Consider the following 14,421-nt stretch of genomic DNA (forward strand, 5'->3'; position numbering starts at 1 on the left):
TGCTTAAAAAATACGTTCCTGATGGACCCACACCGCGGCTTCAACGCGGGATTTTAGCTTCATTTTCTTGAGCATATGCTTCACGTGCACTTTAACCGTGCTTTCGGTGATATCCAGGCGGCGGGCGATCATTTTGTTCGGCAGGCCCTGGGCAATCAGCTTCAGAATATCGCGTTCGCGCGGGGTTAACTGGCTGACGTCGCGGTCAGAGGTGGCGCGGTTCGCCCGCAGGCTGGCGGCCAGCACCGGCGTCAGGGCCTCGCTCAGCACCATCTCGCCTGCGGCGGCCTGCTGCAGCGCCTTGAGCAGGTCTTCTGGCTCCATATCCTTCAGCAGATAGCCATCCGCGCCGCGCTTCAGCGCCGTGACCACATCCTCTTCGTGGTTGGAGACGCTAAAGACCACCACGCGACCGGAAAGGGATTTCTCGCGCAACTTGTCGAGGGTTTCCAGACCGTTCATGCCGGGCATGTTGAGATCGAGCAGGATCAGATCCGGATCGAGGGATTCGGCCAGCTCAATACCCTGTTCACCGTTGCTGGCTTCGCCAACCACGGTAATGTCGGGTGCCATGCTGACCAGCTGTTTTACGCCAGTACGCAGCATCGGATGGTCGTCGATCAACAGGATGGATGCCGGTTCCTGATTAGTCATGGGTTTCTCCTTGAGCAGTTGTAAGCGGTTTTTCGGGAATAAAGGTGACCACAACTTCCGTGCCACCCGTCTCTCTCCGTCGAACCTGGCAATCACCGCGCAGGCTTTGGGCGCGGTCTCGCATAATGATTAAACCATAGTGGTTAGTGCGTTCGGCATTTTCCGGCACGCCGCGACCGTTGTCGTGAACCGTCAGCCTGACCTGATTAGCGTGCTGGCTGACGGTAACCGTAACCGCCGTCGCTTCAGCGTGTTTGAGCACGTTGCTCAGCGCTTCGCGGGCGATCTGCAGCAGATGAATCGCCTGATGGGAAGGGACAAACCGCGGCGGCAGCTGGTAATCCAGCTTCACCGGGAAGCCAAGCCGGGCACTAAATTCCTGGCAGCTGGATTCCAGCGCCGGGCGCAGCCCCGGCTCGGTCAGCTGCAGGCGGAAGGTGGTCAGCAGCTCGCGCAGCTGTACCCAGGAGGTGTTCAGCTCGTTGCGGATCTGGCTCAGCAGCTGTTTGTTGCTTTCCGGCATTTCCGCGTCCTGCATCTGCAGGCAGCTCACCTGCATTTTCATACAGGAGAGCGACTGGGCGATAGAGTCGTGGAGCTCGCGGGCGATGGTCGCGCGCTCTTCCATGACGATCAGCTGCTGCTGTTTTTCCTGGTGCCTGTCGAGCGCCAGCGTGGCCGTTAACTGTTCAACCAGGGTGTCCACCAGCTGCTGCTGGTCGTGGCTCAGATGACGTCCGGCTGGCAGGGTGGCCAGCAGAATACCGTACTGGGTGTGGCTGTCCGTCAGCCGCCACTTCAGGGTAGTGCCGCCAGAAGCCTGCAGCGGCAGGCCGCGCGGGCACAGGTGACAGCCTTTATCATCGCAGGACATGTCGGACTGACAGGTAAACTCCTGATGATTATCTTCATCTTCCACATCGTAAACCCGCAGCTCCAGGTCATGCAGCAGAGTCAGATTTTGCAGGCCGTTCAGCACCGGCGAAAGGCGTTCACATAGCGGCACCTGCATGTGCAGCCGACGGTTGGCTTGCCACAGGAAGGAGAGGATCTCATTTTTCTGCTCCAGCCCGGCGGTTTTTTCCTGCACGCGCTGTTCCAGCACCGCGTAGCTTTCGGAGAGCTCCGCCGACATGGTGTTCAGCGCCTGGCCGAGCATGGCCATCTCGTTGCGGCCGCTGATGTGCGTACGCTGGGTAAAATCTCTGTTCGTTACGGCGCGCGCCATCGCCAGCAGCTGTTTCCAGGGATTCAGCAGCCGCGCCCGGAGCCAGATAATGGTGAAGATCAGTAGCAGGCCCATAAACAGCGCCATGGCACGGTGTACCATTACCACCCGGTCGATGCGTAATTCGGTGGTTTGGTCGAAAGAGGAGACCAGCGCGTCAATGCGGGAGACGAAACCCGCTACGTCCTGCGCAACGGTTTCGGTGCTGCGCGCCTGTTTCAGACCGGGTTCCAGCTGGGTGTGCCAGTAGCCCTGCAGGGCTTTAAGCTGGGACTGCTGGCCGGCGCGGATGGCGGCGTTTTCCAGTTCGGGGCTGAAGGCCGTGCGCTCCATTTCATCAATTAAGGGCCGATCGTCCTGCGTCAGGGGGACCGACGCCAGCAGACGATAACTCTGCATGCGTAGAGAACCTGCCTCGTTGATGGCATGTGCATTACCCTGTACCCCTTGTACCAGCCAGCCGGAAATCGCCATGCCGGCCACGCCAAGGGCGGTAGACAGCAAAACAATCAGGGCTAGCTGATTGACGAGAGTCAGCGGTGATAAACATCTTTTTAACATAGAGTTGCCGGGCTCCTGACGTGGCCTGCTTGCAGGAATGGCGCTATTCTGGTGCATACCCTGGAGTATACCCATACCAATAAAGGATTACCCCTAAATTGCCAACGGAGTATAGGTGAAGAAGCGGTGGTAGCAAGGAACCTTCAGTGCAGTGAAAAACCACGTCTTTTTTACCGAATTATCCTACTCACTAAGGATAACCCCTTTTTTTGCGCCGCAAATCCCCGCACTTTTCCTTTGATTTATATCAACTTACCGCCGCCCTAAAACCCTAATGTTTGCAGCATCATTCGAGAATCAGAGGTGTCTATGAGTCACTCATCCGCTCCCGAAAGGGAAAATGGTGCCGTTATTACAGACTGGCGTCCAGAGGATCCGGCGTTCTGGCAACAGCGCGGCCATCGTGTAGCAAGCCGGAATCTGTGGATTTCCGTTCCGTGTCTGCTTTTAGCGTTTTGCGTATGGATGTTGTTTAGCGCGGTCGCGGTAAACCTGCCGAAAGTAGGGTTTACGTTCACGACCGATCAGCTGTTTATGCTTACCGCATTGCCGTCGCTGTCTGGCGCGCTGCTGCGTGTCCCTTACGCGTTTATGGTCCCGGTATTCGGTGGCCGTCGCTGGACGGCGTTCAGTACGGGCATCATGATCGTCCCTTGCGTGTGGCTAGGCTTCGCGGTGCAGGATACCTCCACGCCGTTCAGCGTGTTCGTGATTATCTCCCTGCTGTGCGGTTTCGCCGGGGCTAACTTCGCCTCCAGCATGGCGAACATCAGCTTCTTCTTCCCGAAAGCGAAGCAGGGCGGCGCGCTGGGTATTAACGGCGGTCTGGGCAACATGGGCGTAAGCGTGATGCAGCTGATTGCGCCGCTGGCGATCTCTGTTTCTATTTTTGCCGCCTTCGGTGGCGGCGGCGTTGAGCAGGCGGATGGTTCTTCCCTCTACCTGCAGAACGCGGCCTGGATTTGGGTTCCGTTCCTGGTGGTCTTCACCCTCGCTGCGTGGTTCTTTATGAACGATCTGAGCGCGTCGAAAGCATCCCTGAGCGAGCAGCTTCCGGTGCTGAAGCGTGGACACCTGTGGGTGATGGCGCTGCTGTATCTGGCTACCTTCGGTTCGTTTATCGGCTTCTCAGCGGGCTTTGCCATGCTGTCGAAAACCCAGTTCCCGGACGTGCAGATCCTGCAATTCGCCTTCTTCGGTCCGTTCATTGGCGCACTGGCGCGTTCGCTGGGCGGCATGATCTCTGACCGTCTGGGCGGGACTCGCGTTACGCTGGTGAACTTTATTGTGATGGCAGTCTTCTGCGCGCTGCTGTTCCTTACGCTGCCTTCTGACGGGCAGGGCGGTAACTTCTTTGCCTTCTTCGGCGTGTTTATGGTGCTGTTCCTGACGGCCGGGTTGGGGAGTGCTTCCACCTTCCAGATGATCTCCGTGATCTTCCGCAAGCTGACGATGGATCGCGTGAAAGCGCAGGGCGGAAGCGAAGAGCAGGCCATGCGTGAAGCGGCGACGGATACGGCTGCGGCCCTGGGCTTTATCTCGGCTATTGGCGCAATTGGCGGCTTCTTTATTCCGAAAGCGTTCGGCATCTCGCTTGACCTGACCGGCTCTCCGGCTGGCGCCATGAAAGTCTTCCTCGTCTTCTATATCGCCTGCGTCGTGATTACGTGGCTGGTATATGGCCGTAATACCAAGAAAAATAAGTAAGTGTGATTATCCGTTAACGCGGCCTTCGGGCCGCGTTTTTTTTGACTGAATAATAGTTACAACATACTGAAAGCTTTTACCGCAGTCATCTGCGGGTAACACTGTGATCGCCATCGCTTTGCAGGGATGTCTACCCCTTAATACCTGAGATGTTAAATTTTGCCGGGGTTATTGTACGATGAATAATAAATATCTTTATAAATCATTTATTTATTCGTTTTAAAAATATACCGCTTTGGTGGTATTTGGTCTAACCCCTCCTTTTACAGTCCCTCTTCGTCTTGATCGTTATCAATTCTCCCCCTCTTTCAGGGCGTTACCTTCGCTGCAAATCAGCAATGTCGATTTAGAGAGCCACAGGCTCCATACAGGAGATACCCGATGAGCAAATTTTTGGACCGGTTTCGCTACTTCAAACAGAAGGGTGAAACTTTTGCCGATGGGCACGGCCAGGTTCTGGATACCAACCGGGACTGGGAAGACGGTTACCGCCAGCGCTGGCAGCATGACAAAGTCGTCCGTTCTACCCACGGCGTAAACTGCACTGGCTCATGTAGCTGGAAGATTTTCGTTAAAAACGGTCTGGTGACCTGGGAAATGCAGCAGACCGACTATCCGCGCACCCGTCCGGATATGCCAAACCATGAACCGCGCGGCTGCCCGCGCGGGGCCAGCTACTCCTGGTATCTCTACAGCGCCAACCGTCTGAAATACCCGCTGATGCGCAAACGCCTGATGAAAATGTGGCGTGAAGCGAAAGTGCAGCACAGCGACCCGGTTGATGCCTGGGCCTCTATCATTGAAGATGCCGACAAAGCGAAAAGCTTCAAGCAGGCGCGCGGTCGCGGTGGTTTCGTTCGTTCTTCCTGGAAAGAGGTGAACGAGCTGATTGCCGCCTCCAACGTCTATACCGTAAAAACCTACGGTCCTGACCGCGTGGCGGGCTTCTCGCCAATCCCGGCGATGTCGATGGTCTCTTACGCTTCCGGCGCGCGCTACCTGTCGCTTATCGGCGGGACCTGCCTGAGCTTCTACGACTGGTACTGTGACCTGCCGCCAGCGTCACCGCAGACCTGGGGTGAGCAGACCGACGTGCCGGAATCCGCCGACTGGTACAACTCCAGCTACATTATCGCCTGGGGCTCTAACGTGCCGCAGACCCGTACCCCGGACGCGCACTTCTTTACCGAAGTCCGCTACAAAGGGACCAAAACCGTTGCGGTCACCCCGGACTACGCGGAAATCGCCAAGCTGTGCGACCTGTGGCTGGCACCGAAACAGGGTACCGATGCCGCGATGGCGATGGCGATGGGCCACGTCATGCTGCGCGAATTCCACCTCGACAAACCGAGCCAGTACTTCACCGACTACGTGCGTCGCTACACCGACATGCCGATGCTGGTGATGCTGGAAGAGCGTGAGGGCTACTATGCCGCGGGCCGCACGCTGCGCGCCGCCGATCTGGTGGACGCGCTGGGCCAGGAAAACAACCCTGAGTGGAAAACCGTTGCCTATAACAGCAACGGCGAGCTGGTGGCGCCAAACGGCTCTATCGGCTTCCGCTGGGGCGAGAAGGGCAAGTGGAACCTTGAGCAGCGCAACAGCACCACCGGTGAAGAGACGGAGCTGCGCCTCAGCATGCTGGGCAGCCAGGACGAGATCGCCGAGGTTGGCTTCCCGTACTTTGGCGGTGAAGGTTCCGAGCACTTCAACAAGGTTGAACTGAAAAACGTGCTGATGCACAAGCTGCCGGTTAAGCGCCTGCAGCTGGCCGACGGTTCTACCGCGTTGGTCACCACCGTCTATGACCTGACCATGGCGAACTACGGCCTGGAGCGCGGTCTGAACGACGAAAACTGCGCAACCAGCTATGACGATGTGAAGGCCTATACCCCGGCCTGGGCGGAGCAGATCACCGGCGTACCGCGCGCGCAGATCGTTCGTATCGCCCGCGAGTTTGCGGAAAACGCCGACAAGACCCACGGTCGTTCGATGATCATTGTGGGTGCCGGTCTGAACCACTGGTATCACCTCGATATGAACTATCGCGGTCTGATCAATATGCTGATCTTCTGCGGCTGCGTCGGTCAGAGCGGCGGCGGCTGGGCGCACTACGTGGGCCAGGAAAAACTGCGTCCGCAGACCGGCTGGCAGCCGCTGGCGTTTGCCCTTGACTGGCAGCGTCCGGCACGTCACATGAACAGCACCTCCTACTTCTATAACCACTCCAGCCAGTGGCGCTACGAGACGGTTACCGCGCAGGAACTGCTGTCGCCGATGGCGGATAAATCCCGCTACAGCGGCCACCTGATTGATTTCAACGTGCGCGCTGAACGCATGGGCTGGCTGCCGTCTGCGCCGCAACTGGGCACTAACCCGCTGCGCATTGCACAAGAGGCGAAGCAAGCGGGCATGTCGCCGGTGGATTACACCGTCAAATCCCTGAAGGAAGGCTCCATCCGCTTCGCGGCAGAACAGCCTGAGAACGGCAAAAACCATCCGCGCAACCTGTTCATCTGGCGCTCCAACCTGCTGGGCTCGTCCGGTAAAGGTCACGAGTACATGCTGAAATACCTGCTGGGCACCGAGAACGGTATTCAGGGTAAAGACCTCGGCAAGCAGGGCGGCGTGAAGCCAGAAGAAGTGGAATGGAAAGACAACGGTCTGGACGGCAAGCTGGATCTGGTGGTGACGCTGGACTTCCGTCTGTCCAGCACCTGCCTGTACTCCGATATCGTGCTGCCAACCGCCACCTGGTACGAAAAAGACGACATGAATACCTCGGACATGCATCCGTTTATTCATCCGCTGTCTGCCGCCGTTGACCCGGCGTGGGAATCGAAAAGCGACTGGGATATCTACAAAGACATCGCGAAGAAATTCTCCGAAGTCTGCGTAGGTCACCTGGGCAAAGAGACCGACGTGGTGACGCTGCCAATCCAGCACGACTCCGCTGCCGAACTGGCGCAGCCGCTTGACGTGAAGGACTGGAAAAAAGGCGAATGCGACCTGATCCCGGGCGTGACCGCGCCGCACATCATTCCGGTTGAACGTGATTACCCGGCAACCTACGAGCGCTTTACCTCCATCGGCCCGCTGATGGAGAAAATCGGTAACGGCGGCAAAGGCATCGCCTGGAACACCCAGAGCGAAATGGACCTGCTGCGCAAGCTCAATTACACCAAAGCAGACGGCCCGGCCAAAGGCCAGCCAATGCTCAACACGGCAATTGATGCGGCGGAGATGATCCTGACCCTGGCACCGGAAACCAACGGCCACGTGGCGGTGAAAGCGTGGGCGGCCCTGAGTGAATTTACCGGTCGCGACCACACGCATCTGGCGAAGAATAAAGAGGAAGAGAAAATCCGCTTCCGCGATATCCAGGCTCAACCGCGCAAGATTATCTCCAGCCCGACCTGGTCTGGTCTGGAAGATGAGCATGTGTCCTATAACGCTGGTTATACCAACGTTCACGAGCTGATCCCATGGCGCACGCTTTCTGGTCGTCAGTCACTGTATCAGGACCACCAGTGGATGCGCGACTTCGGTGAAAGCCTGCTGGTGTACCGTCCGCCAATCGACACCCGCTCCGTGAAAGCGGTAATGGGCGCGAAATCGAACGGTAACCCTGAGAAGGCGCTGAACTTCCTGACGCCGCACCAGAAGTGGGGTATCCACTCCACCTACAGCGACAACCTGCTGATGCTGACCCTGTCGCGCGGTGGTCCGATTGTCTGGATGAGCGAAGCGGACGCCAAAGATCTGGGTATCGAAGATAACGACTGGATTGAAGTGTTCAACAGCAACGGCGCCCTGACGGCGCGTGCGGTGGTGAGCCAGCGCGTGCCGGCCGGGATGACCATGATGTACCACGCGCAGGAACGTATCGTGAACCTGCCGGGTTCAGAGATCACCGAGCAGCGCGGCGGTATTCACAACTCCGTGACCCGTATTACGCCGAAGCCGACCCACATGATCGGTGGCTATGCGCAGCTGGCCTACGGCTTTAACTACTACGGCACCGTAGGATCGAACCGCGATGAGTTCGTGGTGGTACGTAAGATGAAGAATATTAACTGGTTAGACGGCGAAGGTAATGACCAGGTACAGGAGAGCGTAAAATGAAAATTCGTTCACAAGTCGGCATGGTGCTGAATCTGGATAAGTGCATCGGCTGCCACACCTGTTCAGTGACCTGTAAAAACGTCTGGACCAGCCGCGAAGGTATGGAGTACGCCTGGTTCAACAACGTGGAAAGTAAGCCGGGCACCGGCTTCCCGACCGACTGGGAAAACCAGGAGAAGTGGAAGGGCGGCTGGATCCGCAAAATCAACGGCAAGCTGCAGCCGCGCATGGGTAACCGCGCAATGCTGCTGGGTAAAATCTTCGCTAACCCGCACCTGCCGGGGATTGAGGATTATTACGAGCCGTTTGATTACGACTACCAGAACCTGCACAACGCGCCGGAAAGCAAACACCAGCCGATCGCCCGCCCTCGCTCGCTGATCACTGGGCAGCGCATGGACAAAATTACCAGCGGTCCAAACTGGGAAGAAATTCTGGGCGGCGAGTTCGAAAAGCGCGCCAAAGACCAGAACTTCGAGAACATGCAGAAGGCGATGTACGGCCAGTTCGAAAACACCTTCATGATGTATCTGCCGCGCCTGTGCGAACACTGCCTGAACCCGGCGTGCGTCGCGACCTGCCCGAGCGGTGCCATCTACAAGCGTGAAGAAGACGGCATCGTACTGATCGACCAGGACAAGTGCCGCGGCTGGCGCATGTGCATCACCGGCTGCCCGTACAAAAAAATCTACTTCAACTGGAAGAGCGGTAAGTCAGAGAAGTGCATCTTCTGCTACCCGCGTATCGAAGCCGGTATGCCGACCGTCTGCTCTGAGAGCTGCGTAGGTCGTATTCGTTACCTCGGCGTGCTGCTGTACGACGCGGACGCGATTGAGAATGCCGCAAGCACCGAGAATGAGAAAGATCTCTATCAGCGTCAACTGGACGTATTCCTCGATCCGAACGATCCGAAGGTGATTGAGCAGGCCCTGAAAGACGGCATTCCGCAGAGCGTGATTGACGCCGCACAGCAGTCGCCGGTGTACAAAATGGCGATGGACTGGAAGCTGGCTCTGCCGCTGCACCCGGAATACCGCACCCTGCCGATGGTCTGGTACGTGCCGCCGTTGTCTCCGATTCAGTCTGCGGCGGACGCGGGCGAGCTGGGCAGCAACGGTATTCTGCCGGACGTGGAAAGCCTGCGTATCCCGGTTCAGTACCTGGCCAACCTGCTGACCGCCGGAGATACCCAGCCGGTGCTGCTGGCGCTGAAACGTATGCTGGCAATGCGTCACTTCAAACGTGCGGAAACCGTTGACGGCGTGAACGATACCCGCGCGCTGGAAGAGGTCGGCCTGACCGAAGCGCAGGCGCAGGAGATGTACCGCTATCTGGCAATCGCTAACTACGAAGATCGTTTCGTGGTGCCAAGCAGCCACCGCGAGCTGGCTCGCGAGGCCTTCCCGGAGAAAAGCGGGTGTGGCTTTACCTTTGGCGACGGTTGCCACGGGTCAGACAGTAAATTCAACCTGTTCAACAGCCGCCGCATCGACGCCATGGATGTGACCAGCAAAACGGAGCCGCACCAATGATTGAACTCGTCATTGTTTCGCGTCTGCTCGAGTACCCTGATGCTGCGCTTGCGCAGCATCAACAGGAACTCTTTGATGCACTCGCGTCATCTGAAAACCTGGATAAAGAGGATGCCCAGAAGCTGGGCGTTTTCCTCCGCGATCTGCTGGCGCGCGATCTGCTCGACGCGCAGGCGGACTACAGCCAGCTGTTTGACCGTGGTCGTGCGACGTCTCTGCTGCTGTTTGAGCACGTTCACGGTGAATCCCGCGACCGCGGTCAGGCGATGGTGGACCTGATGGCCCAGTACGAGCAGCACGGCCTGCAGCTCGACAGCCGCGAGCTGCCGGACCACCTGCCGCTGTACCTGGAGTATCTGGCGCAGCTGCCGAAAGAAGAGGCGCTGGGTGGTCTGCAGGATATCGCCCCGATTCTTGCGCTGCTCGGCGCGCGTCTACAGCAGCGTGAGAGCCGCTATGCCGTACTGTTCGATCTGCTGGTGAAGCTGGCGAACGCCTCTGTAGACAGTGAAAAAGTGGCGGAGAAAATCGCGGATGAAGCCCGGGATGATACCCCGCAAGCGCTGGATGCGGTCTGGGAAGAAGAGCAGGTGAAATTCTTTGCTGACCAGAACTGCGGCGAGTCTGAAATCTCCGCTCACCAGCGTCGTTTTGCCGGCGCGGTTGCCCCGCAATATTTGAATATCTCTAACGGAGGACGGCACTAATGCACTTCCTGAATATGTTCTTCTTTGACATTTACCCGTATATCGCGGGCACCGTATTCCTGGTGGGAAGCTGGCTGCGCTATGACTACGGCCAGTACACCTGGCGTGCTGCCTCCAGCCAGATGCTGGATCGCAAAGGGATGCACGTCGCGTCTAACCTGTTCCACATCGGTATTTTGGGGATTTTTGCCGGTCACTTCCTTGGGATGCTGACGCCGCACTGGATGTACGAAGCGTGGCTGCCGATTGAAGTGAAGCAGAAGATGGCGATGATCGCCGGCGGTGCTTGCGGCGTGATGACCCTGGTGGGTGGCCTGCTGCTGCTGAAACGTCGTCTGTTCAGCCCGCGCGTGCGTGCAACCACCACTGCAGCGGACATCCTGATCCTCTCCCTGCTGATGGTGCAGTGCGCGCTGGGTCTGCTGACTATTCCATTCTCTGCGCAGCATATGGACGGCAGTGAAATGATGAAGCTGGTGGGGTGGGCGCAGTCCGTCGTGACCTTCCACGGCGGAGCGTCTGAGCACCTGGACGGCGTGGCGTTTATCTTCCGCGTTCACCTGGTGCTGGGGATGACGCTGTTTGTGCTGTTCCCGTTCTCCCGACTGGTGCATATCTGGAGCGCGCCGGTGGAGTACCTGACGCGCAAATATCAGATTGTGCGTGCCCGTCGCTAATTCAGCGTCTTGATACCAACCCCGCTTTCGCGGGGTTTTTTTTCGCCCCAGCCCAGGTTGTTGCCCGCTGCAGCAAACAGGATCAGCGCGCCGCCCGCCAGCTGCGTCAGGTTCAGCGAGTGTCCGAACACCAGGTTATCGACAACGATCGCCACCACCGGATAGATAAACGACAGGGAGCCGGTAATGGGGGTAGGTAGCTTCTGAATCGCGCTGTAGAGCAGCTGATACATAATGCCGGTATGGACGATGCCGAGCGTCAGCAGGATCGGCCAGGGAAAATCACCGGAAAATGACGGCCAGCTGGCAAACGGCAGAAGCATCACGACGCCCGTCAGCACCTGAATAAAGGCAATATGCTGCGGTGCGATAGTTTTCAGTTTGCGCGCAATGATTGCCGTCAGCGCGTAGAAGAAGGCCGCGGCCATTGCCAGACCGATACCCGCCAGCCATTCAGTGTCGTGGGTACCGGTCAGCTCGCTGGAGAGCAGTATCACCACGCCGCCGAAGGCGAGGAACAGCCAGCCCCATTTCACCACGCTGACGCGCTCGCCTAAAAACATCCCCATCAGGACCAGCATAAACGGCTGAGTGTTATAGACCACGGTCGAAAGACCAATAGAGATCCGCTCATAGGCTGCGAAGAGCAGTAGCCAGTTCACCACTAATGCCACACCGCCGAGAATCGCCAGCAGCAGCGTGGTGCGGGTGAGGGGGCTAAAGGGCTTTTGACTTACCCGGATAAAAATGAAAAGCGCTATTGCACCAATAAGGCAGCGCCAGAACACCACTTCCGTCACCGGCAGACCGCTGAGCAAAACAAACGCGCCGATAGAGCCGGAAATTAACATCGCCAGACTCATCTGCCAGACGCCTTTATGTAAATCACGCATCATTCACCTCCTGATTAATAACGCTATTGTCGAAAATCGCTGTTGGGTTTTACAGGGGTGAGATAAGGTTGAAGGTGTTAACTGCTTTTTTAAATTAGGTGAAACGAGTGGAATACCTTATTGATGATATCGATCGGCAAATTTTAGCCTGCCTGGTTGAGGATGCGCGCATGTCGTTGAAGGTGCTCAGCGGCCGCATTGGCCTGACCTCACCCAGCACGGCGGAGCGTCTGAAGCGGCTGGAGGAGCGCGGTGTGATTCAGGGGTATGGCGCACGGGTGAATCTCGCGGCGCTGGGGTATACGCTGCAGGCGCTGGTACGGGTTCGCCCCTTACCGGGTCTGTTGCATAAGGTGGATAAGTACATTCAGGCGATGCCGGAGTGTATTGAGAGCGACAAGGTGACCGGGGAAGACTGCTTTGTGATTAGGCTGGTGGTGCGATCGATAGAACAACTGGATGCGCTGCTGGACGGGCTGGCGGAGCATGCCCAATGTAATACGTCGATTGTGAAAAGTTCGCCAGTGAAGCGTCGTTTGCCGCCAATGTAGTCGTCTGTCGCCGGGTGGCGGCTGCGCCTCGCCCTTCGGGTCGTTGCCTGCGGCAACGCTTTCTCGCTGCGCTCGAATCGAACCTTAGTCGAAGCTTCTCATCCTTCCCCTTACGGAAATACATGATGCACGGTGCGAGCAGAATGTTAAGTGTCGTTTGAAAGTGATGGTGGTGGGGGAAGGATTCGAACCTTCGAAGTCGATGACGGCAGATTTACAGTCTGCTCCCTTTGGCCGCTCGGGAACCCCACCACGGGGTAATGCTTTTTTACTGGCCTGCTTCCTGCTGGAAGCGGGGCGCATCATATCAAATGAGACGCCCCTGTAAAGCATTCCTTTAGGGAAAAGAAGCTGTTTGCCTGCTTTTTATCCGTAAAGGCGCAAAGCTAATCAATTCATTTTCCGAAAGATTAAAGAATGATGGTTCTGTTACCGTAGACAAAGACACGCTGCGCCAGCACCTGATACAGGGCACGACTCAACACGTTCTTCTCAACGTCACGTCCGGCGCGCATCATATCTTCTGCGGTGTAGGTGTGATCCACGTGAATCACGTCCTGCATGATGATGGGACCTTCGTCCAGATTGTCATTCACGTAGTGCGCGGTTGCGCCGATGATCTTCACGCCGCGCTCGTACGCCTGGTGATAAGGCCGCGCGCCAATAAAGGCCGGCAGGAACGAGTGGTGAATGTTGATAATCTTGTTCGGGAAGCGGGCGACGAAGGAAGGCGTCAGCACGCGCATATATTTCGCCAGCACCACGTAGTCCGGGTTATGCGCTTCAATGGCAGCAGCCATCAGGTTGTCGTGCTCTTCACGGGTATGGCCTTCATGGCTCACCAGCTCGAACGGAATATCAAAACGCTCAACCAGCGTGCGCAGGGTTTCGTGGTTGCCAATAACAGCGGCAATTTCTACGTCCAGGCCGCCGTAATTGGCCTTCATCAACAGATCGCCCAGGCAGTGAGCTTCTTTCGTCACCAGGATCACAATGCGACGACGGCCCGCAGGATTCAGCTCACGCACGGAACCGTCCGGTAGCGCGCTGTCCAGATCGGCCAGCAGGGTGGTGTCGTTGAAAATGCCTTCCAGTTCGGTACGCATGAAGAAGCGACCGGTACGGTGGTCAACGAACTCGTTGTTCTGCACGATATTCAGTTCATGCTTGTAGCAAATATTGGTGATTCGTGCGATCAGCCCTTTTTGATCGGGACAGATAGTGCGCAGAACTTTACGTTGTAATGATTGCATCGCCGGGAAATCCTGTTTGTATTTGCGAAGTCTGGGTTGTCAGGCGTTACTGCCCGCAACACTTTTTGAATTTTTTTCCTGAACCACAAGGGCAGGTATCGTTACGACCAAACTGTGGGCGCGTACCGTCAATATAATACCACTGCCCGCTTTCCTTTAAGAACCGGGAACGCTCGATAATGGCGCCAGGCCTGGCGTTCTCGGTAAAACGGGCAACAAAGCTGACAAAGCCTTCGTCGTGGTGGCTACCGGGTGAAGATTCAAACACGGTAAGCCCAAGCCAGTGGGTGTTGGCGAACCCGGCTTCGATCTCCTGTCGGAAATCGGCAGCGTGGCAGGACGGGTGCCAGGTTTTTATCAGGTAGTCTGCGTCTTTGATCACAAAAGCAGTATACCGTGAACGCATGAGGTGTGACGGATCCGGTGCAACCTGATTGCCAGAAAGATATCGCTGGCAACATAGGCTATACTCCAGAGCGCTACCACAGGGGCAGAGTTGAGACACGATTCTCTTCCTGGAACAAAAAATAAGG

11 protein-coding genes, 1 tRNA gene and 1 other RNA gene are annotated in these 14,421 nt (G+C 57.1%); 6 read left to right on the forward strand and 7 right to left on the reverse strand.

Annotated features, from left to right (window positions below; translation table 11 throughout):
- Window positions 1-3: 3 nt before the first annotated feature.
- Both narL and narX read right to left on the reverse strand, forming a co-directional pair.
- Window positions 4-654: a two-component system response regulator NarL gene (gene narL / locus HBA26_RS05535; RefSeq protein WP_003856701.1), complete on the reverse strand. Its 651-nt coding sequence runs from the start codon at window positions 652-654 to the stop codon at window positions 4-6.
- Window positions 647-2,443 carry a nitrate/nitrite two-component system sensor histidine kinase NarX gene (gene narX, locus HBA26_RS05540; protein ID WP_032644884.1) on the reverse strand — a complete coding sequence of 599 codons (1,797 nt, stop codon included), beginning with the start codon at window positions 2,441-2,443 and terminating at the stop codon, window positions 647-649. Before narX ends, narL begins: the two co-directional genes overlap by 8 nt.
- A gap of 309 nt (window positions 2,444-2,752) precedes the next feature.
- Here narX and HBA26_RS05545 point away from each other — a divergent pair, with 309 nt between their 5' ends.
- From HBA26_RS05545 to narI, 5 genes are all read left to right on the forward strand, one after another.
- On the forward strand, window positions 2,753-4,150 hold the full coding sequence (locus HBA26_RS05545; RefSeq protein WP_047364940.1) for a NarK family nitrate/nitrite MFS transporter: 1,398 nt from the start codon (window positions 2,753-2,755) through the stop codon (window positions 4,148-4,150).
- Between the two features lie 381 nt (window positions 4,151-4,531).
- On the forward strand, window positions 4,532-8,275 hold the full coding sequence (locus tag HBA26_RS05550) for a nitrate reductase subunit alpha (protein WP_126345830.1): 3,744 nt from the start codon (window positions 4,532-4,534) through the stop codon (window positions 8,273-8,275).
- A complete protein-coding gene (narH, locus tag HBA26_RS05555; RefSeq protein WP_028013444.1) occupies window positions 8,272-9,807 on the forward strand; it encodes a nitrate reductase subunit beta in 1,536 nt (511 codons plus the stop codon). Before HBA26_RS05550 ends, narH begins: the two co-directional genes overlap by 4 nt.
- Window positions 9,804-10,514 (forward strand): nitrate reductase molybdenum cofactor assembly chaperone, encoded by a 711-nt coding sequence (narJ, locus tag HBA26_RS05560; RefSeq protein WP_045261096.1) that lies wholly within the window; start codon window positions 9,804-9,806, stop codon window positions 10,512-10,514. Before narH ends, narJ begins: the two co-directional genes overlap by 4 nt.
- Window positions 10,514-11,191, forward strand: a complete 678-nt coding sequence (gene narI, locus HBA26_RS05565; protein ID WP_021240339.1) for a respiratory nitrate reductase subunit gamma — start codon at window positions 10,514-10,516, stop codon at window positions 11,189-11,191. The genes narJ and narI overlap by 1 nt, the downstream gene beginning before the upstream one ends.
- Here narI and HBA26_RS05570 read toward each other — a convergent pair.
- Window positions 11,188-12,084 carry a DMT family transporter gene (locus HBA26_RS05570; RefSeq protein WP_126345878.1) on the reverse strand — a complete coding sequence of 299 codons (897 nt, stop codon included), beginning with the start codon at window positions 12,082-12,084 and terminating at the stop codon, window positions 11,188-11,190. The two genes, narI and HBA26_RS05570, sit on opposite strands and share 4 nt — an antisense overlap.
- Before the next feature lie 107 nt (window positions 12,085-12,191).
- Between HBA26_RS05570 and HBA26_RS05575 the strand changes: the two genes are divergently transcribed.
- Entirely contained in the window at window positions 12,192-12,635 is a 444-nt protein-coding gene (locus HBA26_RS05575) for an Lrp/AsnC family transcriptional regulator (RefSeq protein ID WP_041909598.1), read from the forward strand.
- 5 nt (window positions 12,636-12,640) lie between these two features.
- Here the strand turns inward: HBA26_RS05575 and HBA26_RS05580 are convergent.
- The 4 genes from HBA26_RS05580 to HBA26_RS05595 all read right to left on the reverse strand — a co-directional run bounded on the left by HBA26_RS05580 (window position 12,641) and on the right by HBA26_RS05595 (window position 14,393).
- Window positions 12,641-12,758, reverse strand: a non-coding RNA gene (locus HBA26_RS05580) — RtT sRNA.
- Between the two features lie 44 nt (window positions 12,759-12,802).
- A tRNA-Tyr gene (locus tag HBA26_RS05585) sits at window positions 12,803-12,887 on the reverse strand.
- Between the two features lie 158 nt (window positions 12,888-13,045).
- The gene (gene purU, locus HBA26_RS05590) at window positions 13,046-13,888 is read right to left on the reverse strand and encodes a formyltetrahydrofolate deformylase (RefSeq protein WP_028013439.1); all 843 of its coding nucleotides are present in this window, start codon (window positions 13,886-13,888) and stop codon (window positions 13,046-13,048) included.
- A gap of 46 nt (window positions 13,889-13,934) precedes the next feature.
- Window positions 13,935-14,393 (reverse strand): YchJ family protein, encoded by a 459-nt coding sequence (locus HBA26_RS05595; protein ID WP_041909602.1) that lies wholly within the window; start codon window positions 14,391-14,393, stop codon window positions 13,935-13,937.
- Window positions 14,394-14,421: the final 28 nt, after the last annotated feature.

Source organism: Enterobacter sp. 725m/11, from assembly GCF_011683705.1.
GTDB classification, from domain to species: Bacteria; Pseudomonadota; Gammaproteobacteria; order Enterobacterales; family Enterobacteriaceae; genus Enterobacter; species Enterobacter bugandensis.